The sequence below is a fragment of the Streptomyces sp. NPDC050211 genome (assembly GCF_040656035.1).
In the GTDB taxonomy this organism is placed as follows: Bacteria; Actinomycetota; Actinomycetes; order Streptomycetales; family Streptomycetaceae; genus Streptomyces.
In genome coordinates this window covers 22,975-45,170 of record NZ_JBFALC010000066.1, presented here as the reverse complement: position 1 = coordinate 45,170, position 22,196 = coordinate 22,975, and the positions used below count along the sequence as shown (strand labels likewise).

Below are 22,196 nucleotides of genomic sequence, written 5' to 3'. Positions count from 1 at the left end.
CTGATGGGGAGGACTGAAATCGTGAACCGTTTTGCAGATCAAGTAGTCGTCGTCACCGGAGCGGGCTCGGGCATCGGCGCCGCGGTCACGCACCGGTTCGCCGCTGAAGGCGCCACCGTCGTCGCCGTCGGGCGGACGCAGGAGAAGCTTGACAAGACCGCCGCGGCGGCGCCCGCCGGGGGAGGGGGACCGTGCTCACGCGCACCGCCGACCTCACCCTGTCCGAGGAGGTCGACGCTTGGTCGAATCCCTTGTGGCCGATCTGGGGCGGCTGGACGTTCTGGTCAACAACGCGGGAGCTCCGAGCCTTGGCACGGTCGAAACCGTCACGCCCGAGGAGTGGCGCGGGGCGTTGGCCATCAATCTGGACGCCCTGTTCCACACCAGCCGGGCGTCGATCCGGCATCTGCGCGACACCAGGGGATCCGTCATCAACGTCGGATCAATGGCAGCACTTCACGCCGACTACGGCATGGTCGCCTACAGCACTGCCAAGGGGGCGGTGGCCAACCTCACGCGCGCCATGGCGATGGATCACGCCCCGGAGGTGCGGGTCAACGCCGTCCACCCTGGATTCACGCTCGACACCGGATTCACCGCAGGCCTCACGCCCGACAGTGTCGTCGCATTCCTGACCAGTGCCGAGGGCCACTGGATCAACGGCAAGATCCTGCGCGCGAACGGCGGCATGGTGTGATGTCCGGCCCGACCGGCAGCGGCCGTTCCACGCCCGGACCAACCCCAGTCGCGACGGCAGCGAGGAACTCTTCCCGCCTCTGACCGGCCTCTGGCAAATCGATCATCAGTACCCCGCCCAACCTCCGCACGCGCGGAAGCAACCCTAGGAGAAACCACCATGCCGTTCGCTCACTTCAAGGTCCCCGCCGGCACCATCACCGCGGAGGACAAGAAGAAGCTCATCGAGCGCACCACCGACCTGCTCGCCGAGATCTACGGAGACCGGGCGCGACCGACCACGGTCGTCCTCGTCGACGAGGTCGTCGACGGCGGCTGGGGTGTTGCCGGCAACGTCCTGACCGCCGCCATGCTCAACGGCGACGACTGACGCCATACCTTCCCGCTCTGCGTAACGGCCCGGAACCGACGGACGGCCGGGCCGTCATGCATGACCGCGCCAGGGAGCAAATCTCGCCCCGTGCTGTGATGGAGCCTCACCTTTCTACAGAGCGATGGAAGGACAACGATGTCGCCCCAACTGCCCCGGACTCTTGCCGAGATCGGTCTTTTCACCGGTGCACCGCAGTACGAGAACTTCTGCCGGGTCAAGGACCTGGCAGAGACGCGCGAGATGGTGCCCGCGTCGAAACCGCATGCCTGGCCGATAGGTGAGGCGATCGCCTTGCCCGACACGTACGAGTTCGACGGCGCCGTCCGGTCGACCGAGGAATTCCTGGCAGATACGGACACGGCGGCCCTGCTCGTGCTGATAGACGGCGAGATTCGCCACGAGCAGTATCTGCTCACCGGAGGACCGGACGTGCCGTGGTTGTCGATGTCGGTGGCCAAGAGCTTCGTCTCTGCCCTCGTCGGCATCGCAGTCGAGGAGGGCCACATCAGCGGCATCGATGAACCGATCAGCGCCTTCGTCCCGGTCCAGCCCGGCTCCGCGTACGACGGCGTCTCGATCCGGGACGTGCTGCAGATGTCGTCCGGTGCTCGTTGGAACGAGACCTACAGCGACCCGACCTCGGACATCTACCTGCTCAGCATGGCCACATTGGGCATCGGCAGCACACTCGACGACTTCGTCGCGACCATGGCGCGTGAGAGCGAGCCGGGCACCCTCTGCCGCTACAACTCCGGTGAGACGCAGGTACTGGGCGCCCTTGTGGCCCGGGCGACGGGCCGCACGCTCGCCGACTACATGCAGGAGAAATTGTGCGAGCCGCTCGGCATGACCTCACCTGGCCGCTGGGTCGTCGACCCGGCCGGGATGGAGATGGCGTACGGCGGACTCAACCTCACCGCACGCGACTACGCCCGGATCGGCGAGTTGTACCGCAACGGAGGCATGTGGCGGGACGAGCAGATCATCCCCGCCGACTGGGTGCGTGACTCGGTGACTGCCGGTGCCCCGCACCTGCAGCCGGGACGCCCGATCGTCGGTGGCCACCGGCTGTCACTGGGCTACGGCTACCAGTGGTGGATCCCGGACGGGGACCGCGGCGAGTTCAGCGCGATCGGTGTCTACAACCAATTCGTGTACGTCGATCCGACTGCCCGCACCACCATCGTCAAACTGTCGGCCAACCGCAGGTACGGCACGTCCACGAAGGAGTCCGCCAACCGCGAGTTGGAAACGGTCGACTTCCTTCGCGCGATCACCCGGCGGCCGAGATGACCCTGCTCGCCGCTCCGGCCGGGAGGTGAGCGCCATACCGGCGGGCTTCACATGGCCGCTGCTGGCGGCTCGTCGACGGGCAATGGCAGCGCGACGATCCGGCGCGCCTCGGCGTCTTCCATGCCGAACATCCGCAGGACGTTGAGCACGCCCTGGTCGGCGATGTGATCGACCGGGGCCTGCGGGTCGACGTCGCACAGGTGCATTGTGGCGATCAGGCACCCTGCCGTGCAGGCGAGCGCGACGTCAACGTCCTCGGTCACGAAGCGGCCTGCGGCGATCGCCGCCTCGATGTCGCGGCGGGCGTGGGCCGCGTGGCCGTAGGACGCGGAGAGAAGCGCACCCCTGCCGCTCATCAGCACCCGCGCCATCCGGGGGCGCGTGCGGACCAGTCGGCCGGTCAGCCGCATCGACGTCGCGAAGACCACGGCCGGGTCGTCGACGTCCGCGAGCAGGCCTTCGAGCCATGCGGCGTGGGCCTCGAGTGCCTCGACGATCGCCGCGTCGAGCAGCTCGGCCTTGGACGAGAAGTGGTTGTAGAACGAGCCGAAGCCGACGTCGGCCGCCTCGGTGATCTGCTGGATGCTGACCTCGAGGTCACCGCGCTGGGCGTAGATCTCCTGCGCAGCCTCGATCAGCGCCGCGCGCGTGCGTAGTTTGCGTCGCTCCCCACGCGACGGTGGCCGTTCTGACATGGTCGGAATCGTATCCGGGCCGACCGTCGGCTCACCCATCGGTCCCCCGGGCGCAGCGGGTCGGAGCCTGTAGCAGCCGGACGGCGTTGGCGTTGGTCTTCTCTCGCCACGGCGGCAGTCCGAGTCCGGTCCTGCTCGTCGGCCAGGCGTTGTCGAGGAGGCCGAGCTGGAGGTCCACCGCGACCGGCGGGGTGAAGCAGAAGTCGCTGCCGTAGACGAGGTGATCGTCTCCCACCCGGTCGACGATCGCGTCGAGGTGGGTGGGGGTCGGCGTGCCGCTGAGGTCCCACCACAGCTCGCCGAGGACGTCGGTGACCGTGGGCTCGGTGTGGGCCGGGTCGCCCGCCGGCAGGGCCAGACGTTGCCCGAGCTGGAACATCGCGGCCCGGTCGACGAGCATCGGTACCAGACTGCCCGAGTGCGGTACGACGAGGCGAAGCCCGCGATGGCGCCCGAGTGTCCCGCGCATCGCGAGGGCCAGGACCACCCGGGCCGTATCGAACAGGAACTCCGCCATCGGGCGCGGCCGGCCCAGCGCGGTGGCCTCCCAGCCCACCGGCGAAGTGGGGTGCAGGAGCACCACGCACTCCCGGTCGGCCAGCTCCCGCCACAGCGCCTCGTGGGAGGCGTCGGCGACGTAAGTGCCCAGTGCGTGCGTGGGGAGGATGACCCCCTCGGCGCCGAGATGGTCGGTCGAGTGCCCGAGCTCGGCGATCGCGGCGTCGACGTCCGGCAGTGGGAGGGAGGCGAGCAGTCCGAAGCGGTCGGGGTGGTCCGCGACCACCATCGCGCCGTACTCGTTGACGCGCCTGGCCAGGTCGACGGGATCGACCCCGCCGCCGAGCGCGACGCCGGGGCTGGAGAGTGACAGCAGCGACCGGGCGATGCCCCGCTCGGCCATGAAGCCGAGATGGTCGTCGGCGTTCCATGCCAGCCAGGCCGGCATTCCGTCGGGCAGCTCGTGACCGGCAGCCCTCGCAAGGTCCACGTACCACTGCGGGAGGAAGTGACTGTGGAAGTCGATCACGCCCTCACTCACCGCGGCACCTCCGCCGGCCCTGCGGTCCTGATCACCCGGTCAGGGTCGACTGCGACCCATCCGACGTGGGCGTTGTGGAGCCATCGCGCGAGGAGCCGCTCGCCCTCGCTGCCCTCCGGGTCGACGGTCAGCCACGCCGACGGCAGCGCGTCGGGGACGGCCGCGAGGTCGACGCCGGGGAGCGCGACGACGGCTGTGCGGTCGCCAAGTACCCGGTCGACCAGCACGAGTTCACCGTCCGGTCCTGGCAGGCGCACGAGGGGGAGGAGTGCACCGCGTACGCGGCGGGGTGTGTGCCGCTGGATGCGAGGGCTGGGCGTGAGCGCCGGGGTGCGGCTGTCGAGCAGGACCCGCCGGATCGGCCGGGAGCGGGCAAGCACGGGCAGGAGGTGCCGGCGTGTGAGGGAGGCGGCCCGTCCGCCGCCGGTCATCAGCCGGCCCATGGTCCTGGCCCGTTTGATCATCGTCGTCGCATGCGGCCTGCGCTCGGCTTCGTAGGAGTCCAGGAGTTTCGGCGCGGCGTGGCCGCGCAGCACCGTGTCCAGTTTCCACGCGAGGTTCTGGGCGTCGCGCAGACCGGCGCACATGCCCTGGCCGATGAACGGCGGCGTGACGTGGGCGGCGTCGCCGGCGAGGAAGACGCGGCCCGCGCGCCACTGTCGTGCGACCCGGGCGTGGAAGGTGTACTCCTGGCACTTGAGCAGGTCCAACTGGTCGTCAGGGATTCTGCGGACCCAGGGCCCGATCAATCGGCGCAGCGTCGGGATGTTTCTGAAGTCGGCGGGAGTCTCGCTTTCGAGCAGCTGGAACTCCCAGCGGTAGCGGTCGGGACCGATGCGCATGTACGTGCCTGCCCGACGGGTGTCGCACACCTGGTGCACGCCGTCCCAGGCATCGAGGTCGAGTCCGCAGCGGACGTCGACGACGAGCCAGCGCTGCTCGAACCCGAGGTCGTCGCTCTCGATGCCGAGCAGACCGCGGACCGTGCTGTTGGCGCCGTCGCAGGCGATCATGTAGGGCGCCCGCAGGTCGGCGGGAGTGCCGTCAGGGCGGCACACATGCGCGGTCACCGATGCGGCGTCGGTGGTGTCGAGGCGCAGCAGTTCGTGACCGCCGAGGACCTTCACCTCGGGGAGGCGCTTGAGGTTGTCACGCAGCAGGCGTTCGAGGTCGGGCTGGTCGAACATGTTGGCCTGTGGAAGTCCCGAGGCGGTCACCCGCTCACGGGTGAAGGTGGCCAGTTCGCGGTGGTGCGCGTCGACGAGCCGGAGCCCCGCCGCGGGACGGGTGTGGGCGGCGAACTCCTCGCCGATGCCCAGCTGGTGGAGGATCCGGTAGACCTCGTCGTCCAGGTGGACGGCCCGGGGGAGCGGGTAGACGTCGCGATGACGCTCGACGACCGCGACGCGCAGGTCGCGTTGGCCCAGCAGAGTCGCCGCCGACAGGCCGGTGGGACCGCCGCCGACCACGATCACATCCCATGGACCGGCCGGCGGACTGGGCTCGGTCGATGTCACTGGTCCCTCTCCTCGGTCTGGTCCCTCTCCTTGGCCTCGGTGCGGATGTCGACGTCGTAGCTCTGTAGGACGGCGGCGGCTCTGTCGGCCTCGCCACCGCCGGTCAGTCGTACGACCAGTCGTCCGGCCTCGTGACCGACACCGACGTCGACGCCGTCGATGCCGTGCTCGACGAGCTCGTCACGGAAGCACCGGGCGGCCGCCGCCTCGCGCAGCGCGGGCTTGAACGGCTTGCCGACCTCGGTGAGCGGGATCGAGTCGAGCACCGTGATCGCCTTGGGGCGCGCTGCCGGTTCGCTGATGTGCAGGGTCGCCCAGGTCATCAGCTCCTCGACGGTGACCTCGTCGGTGGCGAGCGCGACGAACGCCACCGGGACCTCGCCGGAGGAACGGTCGGGTCGGCCGACGGCACCGGCGGCGGTCACGGCGGGATGGTCGAGCAGGGCGTCCTCGATGACCGCGGGATCGATGTTGTGGCCGCCGCGGATGATCAGGTCCTTCTGCCGGCCACGCAGATGGATCCGCTCGTCGGCCACGAAGCCCAGGTCGCCCGTGCGCAGCCAGCCGTCGACGACGACGTCGCCGTCGGACACCCACCTGTGGGCACCGTCGCGCCGCAGGTACCCCGCGAACACGGTCGGGCCGCTGATCACCAGCTCGCCGGTCTCGCCCGAGGGGAGCAGCCGCACCTGGCCGCTCCCCTCGTCCACCTCCGCCGCCGCCACCGCCTGGTAGGGCAGCCGCTGCCCCACCGACCCGGGGCGCACGTCACCGGTGAGGGTCGCCGACGATGCGCACGTGCCCTCGGTGAGCCCGTAGCCCTCGAGGAGCTCAAGCCCCGTCGTCTCGGCGAACATCCGCCGCACGCCGTCCGGCAGCGGCGCGGCACCGACGACCGGCCTCTCCAGCGAGCTGATGTCGGCGTCGACCGGTACGGCCGCGAGGAAGGCGTAGACGGTCGGCACCGCCGACATGGCGCGGGGCCGGTAGTGCTCGACGAGCCGCCAGAACGCGGCGTACAGCTTCGGGTCGCGGTAGCCCAGCGGACTCGGCCAGATCGACCGGGCTCCGCTCACCATCGGCGCCAGAACGGTCACCAGGAGTGCGTTGACGTGGAACAGCGGCAGACCGGCCACGATGCTCTGCCCGGTACCGGAGCCGCCGGCGAGCGCGAGGCTCCACGCCATCACCGCCTGGTTGCGGTGGGTGTGGACGGCCACCTTGGGGGTGCCGGTGGTGCCACCGGTGTGGAAGAACGCCGCGAGGTCGTCGGGCGCCGGCGCTGCGGTCGGGAGTCCGGCGGGAGCGCTGTCCACCAGGTCGTCGAGCCGCACGGTGCGCAGCCCCGGACGCGTCTCCAACTCGGCCGCCGGGCCCTGGTCACCGCCGTCGGGCGACAGCGCGACAAGGACCTCGATCCCGAGGTCGCGGGCAGAGTCGAGGAGCCGCTTCCACAGCGCCTCGTCGAGCTCGGGGCCGCCCGTGACCAGCACACGGGAGCCGGTCAGACGCACGATGTGCGCGACGTTGCGCACGTCGAGCGCGGCGTTGACGGGGGCCGCGATCCCGACGGCCTCGGCCGCCAGGGTGACGGCGAGGAGGTCGCTGCAGTTGGGGGCCATCAGTGTGACCGCGTCGTCGCGCCCGACGCCCAGCCCGTGCAGGGCGTGGGCGATCGCGTGCACGTCATCGAGCAGTGCGCCGTACGTGACCACCACGTGGTCCTCGATGGCTGCCGCGTCGGGGATCCACAGAGAGCACGGCTCGTCGGGCCACCGCTGCGCGGCACGGACGAGCAGGTCGTACGTCGTGAGCGCGAGGTCGCGGTCGGCGAGCGGGATCCTCTCGAGGGCGTGGAGGTCCGCGACCGACGTCAGCGGTGGGAGGTCGGCCGGTGTCACAGCGCCGCCCTCTGGACCAGCTTGCGCACCACGTTGGTCTGCTGGCCCAGGTCGATGCCCTGCATGGGGTCGGATATGGTCGCGGCGACCACGTCACCGTCCTCGAGGTAGAGCGGGTTGCCTGCCTGGCGCTTGAAGAACGCCTTCCACTTCACCGCCGGTGGCAGGAGGGCACCGATCTTCTCGACCACCGCTCCCGGCGACTTGATGGCGGTGCCGCCCGGCGTGCCGGTGAGCACCAGGTCGCCGGCGTCGAGTGGCTGGAACCGGGCGAGCAGCGTGAGCGCACGGACGGGCTTGACGATCATGTCCGCCACGGTGTTGTTCTGGCGGACCTCGCCGTTGACGCTCAGCGTCAGCCGCAGCCGTTCCAGGGCGGCGAGTTCGTCGCCGTCGAGCAGGGTGAGGAACGGGCCGACCGGGGTGAAGGTCGGGTAGGACTTCGCCTCGTAGTACTGCCCGCGGGTCATCTGGATGTCACGGGCGCTGACGTCGTTGGTGACGACGATGCCCGCGACCACGTCGGCGAGGTCGTCCTCGGCCACCACGGTTCCGACGTCGATCCGGCGCCCGATCACCAGGCCGAGCTCGATCTCGTAGTCGAGGAACCCGACGTGGTCGGGGCAGCGGATGTCGTCGGTGGGCCCGCAGACCGAGCTTGACGCCTTGCGGAAGAAGGTCGGGGGAATGGTGTCGGGATCGAAGCCGGCTTCGTGGGCGTGGCTGCGGTAGTTGACCAGTTGGGCGACCACCCGGGCCGGCACGGTGACGGGGGAGAGCAGGTCGGAGTCCGCGAGCCTTGGCCCCTCGGAATCGGGGGCACTCGCGGCCTTCTCGACCGCCGGCCGATCGGCGAGGAGTTCCTTGGTGGTGGTTGCGTCGGTCTTGATCCGGGTCAGCCGGCCGTCGTTCTCGACCCACCATCCGGCGTCCGTGCGTGCCACGTTCGTGCTCATGCTGCCATCGCTTTCACCAGTGCCTTGAGGACGTTCCTGTCGATCTCGTTGGTCTTGTCGCCGAGAGCCTTGAGCAGGACGGGAACCATGCCGGGCCTGGGCTTGCTGCCCAGGAAGTCGCGGGAGACGGGCGGGCCCCACTGGGAGAGCCCGCTGGCGCTCATCGGTGCCCACCCGGGTTCGGTGGAAGAGTCGAAGAGGTCGCCGTCGGCGTAGTGCTCGACCATCATCCGGTCGGGGTCGCGCCAGTAGTCGAAGATCTGGCTGCCCTGGATGTGCCGGCCGATGCCCCAGACGCGTCGGTAGCCCTGGTCGGCGAGGTACTCGCCGCCCGCCGCCACGGCGTCGAGGTCGGTGACCTGGTAGGCCGAGTGCACGTAACCGACGCGCGGCCCGAGGTGCATGGCCAGCGCGTGGTGATCGGCCGGCACCGACCCGAGGTCGCAGCGCAGGAAGGCCATCGTGGGCCCGCGGTCGCGGAGTTCGTCGAGGTAGAGGAAATCGGTCACGATCAGGCCGAGCGCTTCGAGATACCACGACAGGGCTCGCTGGAACCTGGTCGTCTCCAGCACGACATGCCCGAGCCGCTGCACCTCCGCCGCCGCTCGTGGAGCCCGCTGGGCCGCGTTGACCCGGACCGGCTTCGCGCCGAGGTTCAGCACGAGCGGGTCGCGCTCGGGCAGGGCGGCCGGCCGGTGCATGCCGGCGACGACCCGCACCGGGAAGCCGCTCGGATCAGTCAGCTGGACGGCCAGCCCGTCCCCGAAGGGGAGCGTGTTCGCACCCGCCCAGCGAGCCAGCCGGCGCACGTCGGCGACCGACTCCGCGACGAACGTCGGCCCGACGAAGCGGGCCCCCCGCCCGCGGCGGACGACCACGCACGGCAGGGCCGTCCAGGTGCCGCGCAGGCTCAGCCGGTCGGGCGTGCGCTCATGGACCACGAAGCCGAAGTCGCGGGCGAACCGCTCGGCCCGGTCGAGGTCGGGCTTCACGAACTCCAGCCACCCGAGCTCGACCACCTTGATCACCGGGTTCCGGGCGCGGCCCGGGTGCTCCCCCCGCAGTGCGCCGAGCTCGCTGTGGAGCCCGTGGTGGACGTCGGCCGGGGCAGTTCCGGCCGGGACATTGATCTCGATCACCGGCTGACTCCCTTCTCGGTGGATCTTCTGGTCATGTCTGATGAAGCGGGGAAGCGCCGGGCGGCATCGTCGTGGTCGCCCCCGCGTCGGGAGCCTCGCCGAGCGTGACCGGCATGAGGTCGTGACCGACCGACACCCGCCCCTCGAATCCGCCCTTGCGGACCTCGGCCTCGAACTCGGCCACCTGCTCCGGCGACGTCGGCTCCGGGATGAGGTGCGTCAGCACCAGGTGCGGCACACCGACGCGCTGCGCCATCTCGCCCAGCTCCACGGTGTCGGCGTGGTAGCTGAAGATGGTCTCGAAGCGCGTGCCCTTGACGAACTCCGCCAACGCCGTGCGCCGGCACGCCTCGTGGATCAGAACGTCGGCGCCGGCCGCCAGCGCCGCGACCTCCTCGCAGACCCGCGTATCGCCGGATACGACAACCACGCCGTCGGGGGTGCTGATCCGGTAGCCGACGGCCTGCTCGACGGGCTCGTGCCGTACGCGGACGGCCGCGACGCCGACACGCCCACACGGACTGCGCCAGACCTCGGTCGGCGTGTCCGGGAGGTCGAACCAGTGGCCGGTCACCTCCGGCGAGCCGTCCTGCACGTGCCGCACCCGCACGTCCACGTCGTACTCGTTCGCCGTCAGTACTCGCTGGACGAACACGGGAGCGTGCCCGTCGGCCGCCACCACCGGCAGTGGGCCGGTGCCGTGCATGTGGTCCAGGAGCCACCGGGTGTGTGCCAGGTCGGCGACGTCGCTGACGTGGTCGCTGTGCAGATGAGTGAGCAGCAGCGCCGAGAGCTGGTGCGCGCTGATCCCGGCCTGGGCCAGCCGCATCAGCGTGGAGCGGCCGGCATCGATCTGGAGATGGACGCCGTCGTAGCTCACCAACACGCCCGGCCCCGCCCGCTCCGCGCTCGGGAACGGCACGCCGGTGCCGGTCAGCGTCACGGTGGTCGTCATCTGCTGGCTCCTCTCGTCTCGGGCGCCTGGCCGGGCGGCGAACGGCATCGCGTGCCCGGCGGCTCCGCACCCTCTTTACAATGATTGATTTATCAGTTGTGATGTGTCAAGCATAGCTGAGAAGCAGATCACCACGGCGGGCGCCGAGGACGGACCGCCCGTCCGGGGCGTCCGGGACGATGACAGGAGGGCACGATGTACGACCCCGACACGGGCGACGCATGGAAACCGATCCCCGGCCCACCGCGCCGCCCGGCCGACATCGCGCGGCACTTCGTCGACGCGGCCGCCGCACCGGTGGCGTTCCTGTTCGCCGAGTCCCGCTGGGGCCCGGAGTGGGGAGCACTCGTCGCGCTACTGGTCGCCCTGGTGGTCGCCGCGCTCCGCCGCCACCGCGGCGAATCATTGTTCGTCGTCACTGTGTCGACGTCGATCGTGGCCTTCCACAGCGTGAGTGCCATCGCCTTCAGCGAAGGGCGCGCGTTCTACTTCCCCGAGCTCGTCGTCAACGCCGCCGGTCTGGTGGTGTGCGTCGGCTCCTTGCTGATCGGGCGCCCGATCACCGAGACGGTGTGCCGCAGGGTCCGGGTGGAGCCGGCGTCGACGGCCGGCGATCCGGCGGCCCGGCGTCGCCACCTTCGCCTGACCGCCGCCTGGACCGTGCTCTGGGCGACCCACCTCGTACCGCTCGGCTACCTCTACGCGATCGACTCGGTCGTCGGACTCACGCTGATCAGCGCGCTGTTCGCCAAGCCGACGATGCTGGCGACGGTCGCCCTCACCGTGGTGGTAGTGCGCCGCGCCGTACGGCACCGCCCGACCGTGCCCGGCGCCCCACTGAACCAGGACGTGGTCACTGCCGCCTCCCTCGACCGCAGTGCGCCTCACCGAAAGGACCCGTGATGAAGACCTCGATCCTCCAGCAGGCCACCGAGATGTGGAACGGCGACCGTGAGCCGACCTCGATAGTCGAACCGACCATGACCCATGCCGAGGAGGTGGCCGACGGGGTGCTGATGGTGCCCGGCTTCGGACACGCTTTTGCCATCCGGCACGCCGACGGACTCGCACTCTTCGACACCGGCCTCGCGCTGTTCGCCGACGGGCTGCACAAGCAGGTCACCGAGTGGGACTCCGGGCCGGTCACCCACGCGGTCTACTCCCACGGCCACGTCGACCACGTCGGCGGCCTGGGGCGCTTCGACGCCGACGCCGAAGCCCAGGGCCGACCGCGCCCGGTGGTGGTCGCGCACGAGAACGTGCTCGCGCGATTCCGGCGGTACGCCGAGACGCAGGGCTACAACACGGTCATCAACCGCCGGCAGTTCCGCAGTCCCGACCTCGTCTGGCCCGCCGAGTTCCGGCAGCCGGACATCACCTTCGCCGAGACCCACGTGATCGAGGTCGGTGGCCTCCGACTCGAACTCACCCACCACCGGGGCGAGACCGACGACCACGTGGTCGGCTGGCTCCCCGAAAAGCGGGTCCTCTTCCCCGGCGACCTGTTCCTCGGCGTCGCCCCGAACGCCGGCAACCCGCAGAAGGTGCAGCGCTACCCGGTCGACTGGGCTGTCGCGCTGCGGTGGATGGCCTCGCTCGACGCCGAGCTCATGCTCGGCAGCCACGGCATCCCGGTCGTCGGCGCCGGCCGCGTCCGCGAGGCCCTGGAGAACACCGCGCACTACCTGGAGACTCTCGTGGACCAGACGATCGCCTGCCTCAACGACGGAGCGACGCTGGTCGAGACCCTGCACCGGGTGCGGGTGCCGGACGAGCTGACGGCGCTGCACTACCTGCAACCGCTCTACGACGAGCCGGAGTTCGTCGTCCGCAACGTATGGCGCCAGTTCGCCGGCTGGTACGACGGCAACCCCGCCCACCTCAAGCCCGCCCCGGACGAGGAGCTCGCGAGCGAGATCGCCGCACTGAGCGGGGGCGCCCAGATGCTCGCCGACCGCGCGCTGGAGCTGGCCCATGCCGGCTCGCACCGGCTGGCGTGCCACCTCGCCCAGCTCGCCGGTGACGCCGCACCGGACGACACCGCCGTCCACACCGCCCGCGCCGAGGTCTACGCGCTGCGTGCCGTCCAGGAGCGCAGCACCATGTCGACCGGCATTTTCACCTGGGCCGAGGCCGAGTCGCGGGGCGTGATCGCCGGCACCGACACCATGACCGAGCTCGCCTCGACGGCGCGGCCACGCTGAGCACGCGGCCTGCCGCCACGGCGCGCGGCCCGTTGTTCAGGACCCGCTGAAGGAGTTCTGGAGGGCGCGGAACGCGTCGAAGAACGCCGGGTTGTGCGCCATGTCGCCGTTCGCGGAAGGCCGGGCGACGAGGTTGGCGTACAGGCTGTTCAGCAGCCATGGCGTCTTGTCCGGCCCGATGTCGCGGATCATCGCAGGTCCCTGCAGCGTGCCGTAAGTCGTCACCGCCAGCCGTCCGGTGGCGCGGAACTGCCGTACCTGGGTGGTCAGATAGTCCTTGCGCGAGGCGAACCACGGGCTGTTCATCAGCAGGTCGTGCCACCGTTGCTGCGCAAACGGGTCCGCGGCCGCGTCTCGCACTTCCTGCCAGAACGGGGTTCCGGTCGGCACCGCGTAGCGGTCGGCGTAGGTGGCGGGGACCGGGTCGCTCCAATGCTGCTTCCACCAGTGCACCAGGGAGAACTCGGTGGCCAGAAAGCGCTGTTCGGGGCGGATCCGGGGCAGCACGTAATCCGTGAACGCCTTGGCCTGCTCGATCGAGGAGACGTGCGGATGGATGTCGACGCCCTCCATCTCGGGGACGGCCTTGACGTGGCCCAGCCAGCGGTTGACGGCGGGGGTCTGCCAGGCGGGCTCGTGGAGGCGGTTGAGGGCGCCCATGTACAGGCGGGTACGACACTCGGGCCCGCAACGCCTCTCGCGCTCGGCGATCACATGCGCGGCGACGGCCTCGTAGAAGGGGTTGAGCAGGGTGGCGCGGTCCTCCTCGCGCGTCTCGATGAACGGCTCGTTGCCGATGACCAGGATGTCGACCTTGTCGAGGACGGCACCCAAAGCCTTGTCGACGCGGGCGAGTTCGATGTCCATCGCGCTGGTGCCCGGCCGCGGGAGAGGCTTGTTCTGGTAGGGGAACTTCAACGACAGCACGGTGCCGTAGCCGGAGCCGGCGAACGACAGCAGGGTTCTGATCGCCGGTTGCCGGGCCGCCTCCACACTGTCCAGCTCGGGCATCGGGGTGAAGCCGCGCACCCACTTGGTGCGCAGGTCGTCGAGGACCGCGGCGGTCATGCCCCGCGGCTCCTCGTTGAAGTTGGAGCCGAGCACGCCCTCCGGGGCCGCGGAACGACTCGCCTGCCTGGTGGGGCTGTCCGAATCGCGGGTGCCGCCGCCTGCGGACCCGCCCGTTCCGTCCCATCGGCACCCCGCGAGCAGCAGAGCGCCACCGCCGGCGAGGCCGAGGAGCCCGCGACGGCTGGGACCCGGGCGAGCGGCCCCGAGCTCGGTGTTCGGCACATCGTGCTCAGGCGTTATTCGGCCGGTCTTAACGACGTCGGACATAGAGGCGCTCCCCTTCCGGTCCCGTCCACTCCAGGCGTACGACGCCGGGGACGGCGGCGTTCGCGATGCGCGACGGATCGGACCAGTAGCCGGCGTTCGGGTTGCGGAAGAACGTGGCCACAGGCCCCCCGCGTGGTCGGCGAAGAAGTTGTTGTGGCCCGCGCCGACACCCGCGGTCCAGCGCCGGGAGTACGGGCCCTCGAAGTGGTCGGCGACGGCGACGACCGCGTCGTACTGGTATTGCGTGCGGCCGGTGCCCGGTGGGTCGTAGGCGTAGCGCGTGCTGCCGTCCGGGGCGACGGACGAGCGGTTCCAGGCGGCGTGCAGGAGGTAGTACTTGCCGCCGTGCTTGAAGACGTACGCGCCTTCGAGGTACGGCTCCGGAGAGTAGGGCGACTGCTGGAACTTCGGGAGGTCCGTGGTGGGGACGATGTCCTCCATGTCGGCGCGGAACTTGGCGTACAGGTCGTTGTGCAGCACGAGCCAGGCGTCGTGGCCCTCGGCGTAGATGCTGCCGTCGATGTGGTGGTACGCGCCGGGTGCGATGAACGACGGCCCGCCGATGAACGATTCGCCGAACGGCTTGTCGAGGTTGCCCTTGGCGAGCCGGTACGGACCCGCCACCCCGCCCTCGCTCACCAGGAGGAACGAGCCGACCTTGCGGGAGTGGTCACCCATGCACGCGACGATGTACCAGCGGCCGCGGACATGGTGCACTTCCGGTGCCCATACGTTGCCGCGCTTGCCGAACCCCTCGTCGTGCCAGTACTGCTGCCAGGGGGCGACGACCGTGCGCCCGGGCCGGTTCTCGCCCGCGAACTCGGGCGACCACACCTTGCCGCGCTCGGCGCCGGGACGGATTCCGGTGGTGTCGGCCAGCCGCCACGGTCCGCGCAGCGACCGGGACACCCACACGAAGATGCCGTCGTTCCACGGCGCGGCCGCGTCGAGGCCCGGCACCCGGGTGGTGCCCGTGGCGACGTAGAGCGGACGGCCCCCGACGACGAAGCAGTTGACGTAGGTGTCCCGCATCCAGACCACGCCGCGCTCCTTGTCCCGGGGGCGCAGTTCGAGCGGGAGGATGAAGGAGTTGTCGTCGCGCGGCCAGAGATCGGGGCGGGTGTCGGCGAGGCCGTACGGTTCCAGGTCGGGCCAGTTCGCCGGGTAGGCCGCGGCGGGTCCACGTCGCGTCGCCGGGTTCGCCTGTGCGGAGGCCGTGGGCAGCGCCGCCGCCACTCCCAGCGCGCCGGCACCTGCCAGCAGGGTCCTCCGGCCGATGGGCGGCCGGTTCGTGTTGTCGATCATCCGCCATGTCCTCCTCGTCAGGCCGCCCGGGGACGGCATGACGCCCAGGATGCGAACGGCAGCGGTATTTCGTCAACAGCCCGGAAAATTAATCCGGATCGGGTGCTCCCGGGGTGTGGTTTCGGCCAGGGTGCCTCAACCCTCGTGCGTTATCGAAGCGTTGCAATCTGGACGACGACGTAAGATCTTCAAGTGTCCCCAGGTCACCAGGGTTGAGTCCGGCTACCCCCGGAGGGTGGGGGCACCAAAGTTATTTCGTCCGACTCATTGACGAAAATAATCGGCACTCACATGCTGTCCGGCATGCACCCACACGACGGTCCGCTGACCCGGCTCCGGCGCAGCCATGAGCAAGCCGTACTCGAGCAACTGCGCAAGTACGGTCCGCTGAGCCGTGCCGAGCTGGGCACCCGCAGCGGGCTTTCCCGCACCACGCTCTACGACATCGTCGCCGGCCTGGTGACCAGCGGTGCGGTGGTCGCCGGCACGCCGTACGTCGAGGCGCGCAAGCGGGGGCGTCCGGTGGAGAAGCTCAGCCTCAACCCGGCCGCCGGGGAGGCGGTGGGTATCGACTTCGCGCGCCGCGCCGTGCATGTCGCCGCGGTCAACCTCGCCCACGAAGTGGTCGGTTCGGCCAGTGAGGGGCATGCCGGGGACCTGTCCTGGCCCGAGCGAGTGGACATCGCGGTACGGCTGCTCGACTCGCTGACGACCGGTGCGCCGGGGGAGCCGGGGCCTGGCGGCCCGGGGCGGGCACAGGCCGTTCATCTCGGCGCGCTCCGTGCGATCGGCGTCGGCGTGGTCGGTCCGACCACCGACCCCGGCAGTGAGAGCGCCCACGCGCAGGGCATCGACGGTCTGCCGGACCTGCTGCGCAAGCGGTTCGGGGTGCCGGTGCTGCTCGACAACAACACCCGCCTCGCCGCGCTCGCCGAAGCGGTGTGGGGCGCGGCGGCGGACAGCGGCGACGTGCTCTACCTGCGCCTGTCGCACGGTGTGGGCGGCGGCCTCGTCGTGGGCGGTGCGCTGCACCGGGGCAGACACGGACTGTCCGGCGAGTTCGGACACATCACCGTGGACCCGGCCGGCGAGCGGTGTGAGTGCGGCAAGACCGGCTGCCTGGAGACCCTCGCCTCACTCGATGCGGTACTGCGCCGCCACCGGGCGGCGGGCGGCACAGCGGACACCCCCGCGCAGTTCCTGGACGCGGCAACGGCAGCCGACCCGCCCGCCCTTGAGGTCCTTGCCCGCGTCGGCGGCGAGGTCGGCGAAGTCCTCGCCGCGGTCTGTCACGCCGTCGGCCCCGGCGTCATCGTCGTCGGCGGCGAACTGGCCCAGGCCGGCGACGCCCTGCTCGAACCGGTCGAACAGGCCCTACGGCAGCACCTGATGCCGCTGGCCCGCCACCACGTGGACGTACGGCGCGCGACGCTCGGCGAGGCCGGCAGCGCCCTGGGCGGCATCGCCCTCGTACTCCATGAAACCCCCCTGCTCACCCATTACCCGCAGCCCGTCTCCGAGGAGAACGCATGAGGCCACCAGTGAGGAACCCATGGCTGTGATCACCCCTCTCGACAAGACCGCCGCCCCTGCGCAGCGGCAGCAACAACCGCGTCGTACCGTCCGACCCCTGGTCCTGGGCGGCCTGGCGCTCGCGGCGGGTGTCGCCGCCTGGGCCGTCGTGGCCGCCCTTGGACTGGTCGAGAACCTGCCCACGCCCGCGGCGGTGGCGAGCAAGGCCGGCACCATGATCTCCGACGGCACGCTGGCCTCCGATACGCTCGCCAGCCTGCGCCGGGTCTTCATCGGCTACGCCCTCGGCGTGGTCGTGGCGGTCCCGGTCGGCTTCCTCATGGGCTGGTACCCGGCGGTGCGCGCCGTGATCGAGCCGTACATCCAGTTCTTCCGCACGATCCCGCCGCTGGCGATGATCCCGCTCGCGGTGGTGCTGCTCGGTATCGGCGAGGTCCCGAAGATCGCCGTGATCTACCTGGCCTCGTTCATGGCCTGCGTCGTGGCCTCCTTCCAGGGCGTCGTCGACGTGGACAAGACCCTGATCAACGCCGCCCGGGTGCTGGGCGCCTCGGACCGCGTCATCTTCGCCAAGGTGGTCGTGCCGGCGTCCACGCCGTTCATCCTCGTCGGCATGCGGATCGGCCTCGGCGCGTCCTGGGCCACCGTGGTCGCCGCCGAACTGATCGGTGCGCAGGAGGGATTGGGCTACCGGATGCAGAAGGCGGCCACCTGGTTCGACATGGACGCGATCTTCGTGTCGCTGATCACTATCGGAGTACTCGGGCTCGTCATGGACCGGCTGTTGCTGCTGGCCGAGCGACGCCTCACCGGCTGGCAGGAGCGACGATGAACAGCAAGATCAGTTTCCGTGGCGTGGTGAAGACCTTCCCGCTGAAGGGCGCCACCTTCACGGCACTTGGCGGAGTGGACCTGGACATCGCGGACCAGGAGTTCGTCACCGTCGTGGGCCCGTCCGGCTGCGGCAAGTCCACGCTGATGAGCATGGCCGCGGGACTGCAGGAGCCCGACTCGGGCAGCGTCCTGGTCGACGGGAAGCCGGTGTCGGGTCCCGGCCCCGACCGGGGGGTGATCTTCCAGCAGTACGCCCTGTTCCCCTGGCTGACCGTGCGGCAGAACGTGGAGTTCGGGCTCAAACTCGCCTCCGTACCCGCCGAGGAGCGCAGGCGGCGCACGGACGAGGCCATCGGCCTCGTCGGACTCGGTGAGTTCGCCGACGCCCTGCCCAAGACACTGTCCGGCGGCATGAAGCAGCGCTGCGCCATCGCCCGCGCGTACGCGGTGGACCCTCAAGTGCTGCTGATGGACGAGCCGTTCGGCGCTCTCGACGCGCTCACCCGGGTGCACTTGCAGGACCAGCTGCTTGCGACCTGGAGTCAGGAGAAGCGGACCGTGCTGTTCATCACCCATGACGTGGACGAGGCCGCCTACCTGGCCAACCGTGTCGTCGTCATGGCGGCGGGCCCCGGGCGCATCCACCGCGTCATCGACGTGGACCTGCCCTATCCGCGTACGGAGGAGATCCGGCTGTCCGCGGAGTTCCGCCGCATCCGCAACGAAGTCTGGACGTCCGTCTACCACCAGGACGAAGCCGCCTCGGCCGCATAACCACCGGTCGGCTTTCCGGTACCCACCCTTTTACTGCCTCGTACTGCACCGAGAGGATCCACCCACCATGTCCCGAAGCACGGTCAGGCACGCCCTCACGACCTTGCCCGCCGTATTCATGCTGTCGCTGTCCGTGAGTGCGTGTTCCGGGAGCGGCTCCGGCGACGACTCCACGGTCAAGTTCGGCTACATCGGCGACTACAACGGGGCCAGTCTGCTGGCGATAGCCGAGGAGCAGGGTCTGTGGAAGGAGGCCGGACTGACCGCGGAGGTGAAGGCGTTCAACAACGGTCCGGTGCAGATCCAGGCGCTCGGCGCCGGCGACCTGGACTACGGCTACATCGGCCCCGGCGCCGTGTGGCTGCCTGCTTCCGGCCAGTCCAAGATCATCGCCATCAATACGCTCACGTACGCGGACCGGGTCATAGGCCAGCCCGGTATGGAGACCATGAAGGACCTCAAGGGCAAGCGGATCGGCGTGCCAGAGGGCACCTCCGGCGACATGATCCTCAACATCGCGCTGGAGGAGGCCGGGATGACCGACAAGGACATCTCCAAGGTCAACATGGATCCGTCCACGATCGTCTCCGCCTTCTCCTCCGGGCAGATCGACGGCGCCGGCTTCTTCTATCCGGCCATCGACACCATCAAGCAGAAGGTGCCGGACCTGGTGGAGGTCGCCAGCACCAAGGACACCGGGGACTCCTTCCCCACCGCGTTCGTTGCCGGCAACAAGGTGCCCGAGGAGAAGAACAGCAAGGTGGTCAAGGTCCTTCAGCAGGCCAACGACTGGCGTCAGGAGCACCCCGAGGAGACCATCGCGCTCACCGCGAAAATGCTCGAGGTCTCCGAGGCCCAGACGAAGGCCGACGCCTCCCACGTGCAGACCCTCTCCACCGCGGACCTGGTCGCCAAGTCGAAGAGCGGTGAAGTGGACAAGTGGCTGAAGACACTTGGCGACTTCTTCGTACGCAACAAGCAGCTGGAGGAGAACCCCGATCCCGGCGAGTACTACGCGGGCGAGCTCTACGAGAAGGCGCAAAGCGGCGAGTAGGGCGGGCTCCTGCACCGTCCCGACCCGCCCGTGAGGCAACGCGAGTACGCCTCGTACGACCCGAAAGGCAACAGTCTTGCGCCACAACATGCTCTTCCTGATGACCGACCAGCATCGCGTCGACACCCTCGGTGCCTACGGCAACCCGCACGTGCGCACCCCCCACCTGGACCGGCTCGCCGCGCAGGGCACCCGCTTCGACAGCTGTTACACGCCGACCGCCATCTGCACTCCGGCCCGGGCCAGCCTGCTCACCGGCGCGGCACCCTTCAGACACAAGCTGCTCGCCAACTACGAGCGCAACGTGGGGTACTTGGAGGACCTGGCCGACGGCCAGTTCACCTTCGCCGAGCAACTGCGCAGCGAGGGCTACAACCTGGGCCTCCTCGGCAAGTGGCACGGCGGCGTCCGGCGCACCGCCGCCGACTACGGCTTCCAGGGCCCCGACCTCGCCGGCTGGCACAACCCCGTCGATCACCCCGACTACCAGGCCTACCTCAAGGAGAACGGCCTGCCCGGCTACGCCATCAGCGGCCGGATGCGCGGCACGACCCCCAACGGCAGCCCCGGCAACCTCCTCGCGGCCCGGCTGCACCAGCCCGTCGAGGCCACCTTCGAGTACTACCTGGCCACCCGCACCATCGAGATGCTCCACCGCTTCGCCGGGAGTGAGCAGGCGGGGGAGGGCGCCCCGTTCTTCCTCGCCACGCACTTCTTCGGCCCGCACCTGCCGTACATCCTCCCCGACGAGTACTTCGACCTGTACGACCCGGACCTGGTGGAGCTGCCCGCATCCATCGGGGAGACCTTCGCGGGCAAGCCACCCGTGCAGCGCAACTACAGCAAGCTGTGGGCGTTCGACACCATGCCGATCGAGGACAGCCGCAAACTCATCGCCGTCTACTGGGGGTACGTCACGCTCATCGACGAGCAGATCGGCCGCATCCTCGACGCCGTACGGGAGTTGGGCCTGGACGAGCGCACCGCGGTGTGCTTCACCGCTGACCACGGCGAGTTCACCGGCGCCCACCGGCTGCACGACAAGGGCCCCGCCATGTACGAGGACATCTACCGCATCCCCGGGCTGCTGCGGGTGCCGGGCGCCGTACCCGGCCAGGTGCGCGAGGAGTTCGTCTCCCTCACCGACTACACGGCGACCATCCTGGAACTCGCCGGCAGCGACCCCGCCCCGGCCGTCGACAGCCGCAGCCTGCTGCCCCTCGCCCGCGGCGAACGACCGGCCTGGGACGAGCACCACCTGGCCGAGTACCACGGCCACCACTTCCCGTACCCGCAGCGCATGCTCCGCACCCGGCGCTACAAGCTGGTCGTCAACCCCGAGTCGCGCAACGAGCTGTACGACCTGCAGACCGACCCGGACGAGCTTCTCAACCGCTACGACCACCCCGAACTCCGGGACGTACGCACACAGTTGATGCACCGCCTGTACCGCCTGCTACGGGACCGCGGCGACAACTTCTTCCACTGGATGACACCCATGTACGACGTGCCGACCGACCACGACACCACGCTGTCGTCGTTCGAGACCGAGAAGGCCGGCGGCGCGGCATGAGCAGCGCACCGAGCGCGGGCCGGGCCCATCCCTCCTGCTGCGCCCCCTCCCGCGCCGGCGCCGATGCCGACGGCGCGGGGCCGGTCGCCCTCGCGCCGACGCCGCCCACCGCACGCACCTGGCCGCCCGGCCACGACACCCGCGTCACCCTGCCCGGCGGAACCTTCCGTATGGGCACCGAGGACGCGGACGCGAACCCCGGCGACCGGGAGGGCCCCATCCGTGAGGTGGCCGTGGACGCGTTCGCCATCGACGCCTACGCCGTCACCACCGCCCGCTTCGCCGCCTTTGTCGCGGACACCGGGCACCGCACCGAGGCCGAGCGCCACGGCTGGAGCTACGTCTTCGCCCGCTTCCTGCCAGGCGACTTGAGGCGCGTCTCCCCCCGCCCCGACGCCACCCCGTGGTGGTGCGGCGTGCGGGGAGCCACCTGGCGCACCCCGGAGGGACCCGGCAGCGACCTCGAAGGGCGCTGGGACCATCCCGTCACCCACGTCGGCTGGTCCGATGCCAAGGCGTTCGCCGAGTGGGCCGGCGGACGGCTGCCCACCGAAACCGAGTGGGAATACGCCGCCCGCGGCGGCCTCGACCAGGCCCGCTACCCATGGGGCGACGAACTCACCCCCGACGGCGAGTACCGCTGCAACATCTGGCAGGGCACCTTCCCCACCAAGAACACCGCCGAGGACGGCTACACCGGCACCGCGCCCGTCCACGCCTTCCCGCCGAACGCCTACGGGCTCTACAACGTTTGCGGAAACGTGTGGGAGTGGTGCGCCGACCCGTGGGAGCCCAAGTCCCCGGAGCTGAGGGTCATGCGCGGAGGCTCGTACCTGTGCCACGACTCGTACTGCAACCGCTACCGCGTCGCCGCCCGCACGGCCAACACCGCCGACAGCACGACGGGCAACCTCGGCTTCCGGGTCGCCTACCCCACCGACGGCCCGCGAGCCTCCCCAGAAGCAGGGTGAACAGTTCCACTGGCCCTCTGGTGCGGCTGCCGACGTGGCGGCATGC

Annotated in this window: 19 protein-coding genes and 2 pseudogenes; 12 read left to right on the top strand and 9 right to left on the bottom strand. The window is 70.1% G+C overall.

The genetic code is table 11. From position 1 onward, the window contains the following. Window positions 1-3: 3 nt before the first annotated feature. From AB0I98_RS40720 to AB0I98_RS40705, 4 genes and pseudogenes are all read left to right on the top strand, one after another. Window positions 4-111 (top strand): annotated as a pseudogene (locus tag AB0I98_RS40720) (hypothetical protein); the annotation flags it as partial. Between the two features lie 142 nt (window positions 112-253). Continuing rightward, window positions 254-697, top strand: coding sequence for an SDR family oxidoreductase (locus tag AB0I98_RS40715; protein WP_362950722.1), 444 nt, complete (start codon window positions 254-256; stop codon window positions 695-697). A gap of 159 nt (window positions 698-856) precedes the next feature. Then, a complete protein-coding gene (locus AB0I98_RS40710) occupies window positions 857-1,066 on the top strand; it encodes a 4-oxalocrotonate tautomerase family protein (RefSeq protein ID WP_362950720.1) in 210 nt (69 codons plus the stop codon). A 138-nt stretch (window positions 1,067-1,204) separates the two neighbouring features. Next, window positions 1,205-2,362 carry a serine hydrolase gene (locus AB0I98_RS40705; RefSeq protein WP_362950718.1) on the top strand — a complete coding sequence of 386 codons (1,158 nt, stop codon included), beginning with the start codon at window positions 1,205-1,207 and terminating at the stop codon, window positions 2,360-2,362. Between the two features lie 47 nt (window positions 2,363-2,409). Here the strand turns inward: AB0I98_RS40705 and AB0I98_RS40700 are convergent, their stop codons facing one another. From AB0I98_RS40700 to AB0I98_RS40670, 7 genes are read right to left on the bottom strand one after another with little or no spacing between them, the layout of a single operon-like run. After that, window positions 2,410-3,096 (bottom strand): TetR/AcrR family transcriptional regulator, encoded by a 687-nt coding sequence (locus AB0I98_RS40700; RefSeq protein WP_362950716.1) that lies wholly within the window; start codon window positions 3,094-3,096, stop codon window positions 2,410-2,412. Beyond that, entirely contained in the window at window positions 3,089-4,096 is a 1,008-nt protein-coding gene (locus AB0I98_RS40695; RefSeq protein ID WP_362950714.1) for an amidohydrolase family protein, read from the bottom strand. Before AB0I98_RS40695 ends, AB0I98_RS40700 begins: the two co-directional genes overlap by 8 nt. Next, entirely contained in the window at window positions 4,093-5,613 is a 1,521-nt protein-coding gene (locus tag AB0I98_RS40690; RefSeq protein WP_362950712.1) for a bifunctional 3-(3-hydroxy-phenyl)propionate/3-hydroxycinnamic acid hydroxylase, read from the bottom strand. Before AB0I98_RS40690 ends, AB0I98_RS40695 begins: the two co-directional genes overlap by 4 nt. Continuing rightward, window positions 5,610-7,514 (bottom strand): acyl-CoA synthetase, encoded by a 1,905-nt coding sequence (locus tag AB0I98_RS40685; RefSeq protein WP_362950710.1) that lies wholly within the window; start codon window positions 7,512-7,514, stop codon window positions 5,610-5,612. The genes AB0I98_RS40690 and AB0I98_RS40685 overlap by 4 nt, the downstream gene beginning before the upstream one ends. After that, complete coding sequence (locus AB0I98_RS40680) at window positions 7,511-8,470, bottom strand: fumarylacetoacetate hydrolase family protein (RefSeq protein WP_362950708.1); 960 nt, start codon at window positions 8,468-8,470, stop codon at window positions 7,511-7,513. Before AB0I98_RS40680 ends, AB0I98_RS40685 begins: the two co-directional genes overlap by 4 nt. Beyond that, on the bottom strand, window positions 8,467-9,600 hold the full coding sequence (locus tag AB0I98_RS40675) for a VOC family protein (RefSeq protein ID WP_362950741.1): 1,134 nt from the start codon (window positions 9,598-9,600) through the stop codon (window positions 8,467-8,469). Before AB0I98_RS40675 ends, AB0I98_RS40680 begins: the two co-directional genes overlap by 4 nt. A gap of 40 nt (window positions 9,601-9,640) precedes the next feature. Continuing rightward, a complete protein-coding gene (locus AB0I98_RS40670; RefSeq protein ID WP_362950706.1) occupies window positions 9,641-10,564 on the bottom strand; it encodes an MBL fold metallo-hydrolase in 924 nt (307 codons plus the stop codon). Window positions 10,565-10,759: 195 nt separating this feature from the next. On the opposite strand from AB0I98_RS40670, the gene AB0I98_RS40665 reads away from it, so the two are divergent. Together AB0I98_RS40665 and AB0I98_RS40660 are read left to right on the top strand one after the other, a co-directional pair. Then, entirely contained in the window at window positions 10,760-11,467 is a 708-nt protein-coding gene (locus AB0I98_RS40665; protein ID WP_362950704.1) for a DUF3159 domain-containing protein, read from the top strand. Further along, the gene (locus AB0I98_RS40660) at window positions 11,467-12,768 is read left to right on the top strand and encodes an alkyl sulfatase dimerization domain-containing protein (protein ID WP_362950702.1); all 1,302 of its coding nucleotides are present in this window, start codon (window positions 11,467-11,469) and stop codon (window positions 12,766-12,768) included. The genes AB0I98_RS40665 and AB0I98_RS40660 overlap by 1 nt, the downstream gene beginning before the upstream one ends. Window positions 12,769-12,804: 36 nt before the next feature. On the opposite strand, the gene AB0I98_RS40655 is transcribed toward AB0I98_RS40660, so the two are convergent. Then, on the bottom strand, window positions 12,805-14,106 hold the full coding sequence (locus AB0I98_RS40655) for a hypothetical protein (protein ID WP_362950700.1): 1,302 nt from the start codon (window positions 14,104-14,106) through the stop codon (window positions 12,805-12,807). After that, a pseudogene (locus AB0I98_RS40650) lies at window positions 14,090-15,411 on the bottom strand (family 43 glycosylhydrolase). Before AB0I98_RS40650 ends, AB0I98_RS40655 begins: the two are co-directional and overlap by 17 nt. 291 nt (window positions 15,412-15,702) lie before the next feature. Between AB0I98_RS40650 and AB0I98_RS40645 the strand changes: the two are divergent. From AB0I98_RS40645 to AB0I98_RS40620, 6 genes are all read left to right on the top strand, one after another. Beyond that, the gene (locus AB0I98_RS40645) at window positions 15,703-16,944 is read left to right on the top strand and encodes an ROK family transcriptional regulator (RefSeq protein WP_362950699.1); all 1,242 of its coding nucleotides are present in this window, start codon (window positions 15,703-15,705) and stop codon (window positions 16,942-16,944) included. Window positions 16,945-16,963: 19 nt separating this feature from the next. Further along, the gene (locus AB0I98_RS40640) at window positions 16,964-17,776 is read left to right on the top strand and encodes an ABC transporter permease (RefSeq protein WP_362950697.1); all 813 of its coding nucleotides are present in this window, start codon (window positions 16,964-16,966) and stop codon (window positions 17,774-17,776) included. Then, window positions 17,773-18,552, top strand: a complete 780-nt coding sequence (locus AB0I98_RS40635; RefSeq protein WP_362950695.1) for an ABC transporter ATP-binding protein — start codon at window positions 17,773-17,775, stop codon at window positions 18,550-18,552. Before AB0I98_RS40640 ends, AB0I98_RS40635 begins: the two co-directional genes overlap by 4 nt. Before the next feature lie 67 nt (window positions 18,553-18,619). Further along, a complete protein-coding gene (locus AB0I98_RS40630; protein WP_362950693.1) occupies window positions 18,620-19,606 on the top strand; it encodes an aliphatic sulfonate ABC transporter substrate-binding protein in 987 nt (328 codons plus the stop codon). An 88-nt stretch (window positions 19,607-19,694) separates the two neighbouring features. Next, on the top strand, window positions 19,695-21,179 hold the full coding sequence (locus tag AB0I98_RS40625) for a sulfatase-like hydrolase/transferase (protein ID WP_362950739.1): 1,485 nt from the start codon (window positions 19,695-19,697) through the stop codon (window positions 21,177-21,179). Then, window positions 21,176-22,150, top strand: coding sequence for a formylglycine-generating enzyme family protein (locus AB0I98_RS40620; RefSeq protein WP_362950691.1), 975 nt, complete (start codon window positions 21,176-21,178; stop codon window positions 22,148-22,150). Before AB0I98_RS40625 ends, AB0I98_RS40620 begins: the two co-directional genes overlap by 4 nt. Window positions 22,151-22,196 lie beyond the last annotated feature (46 nt).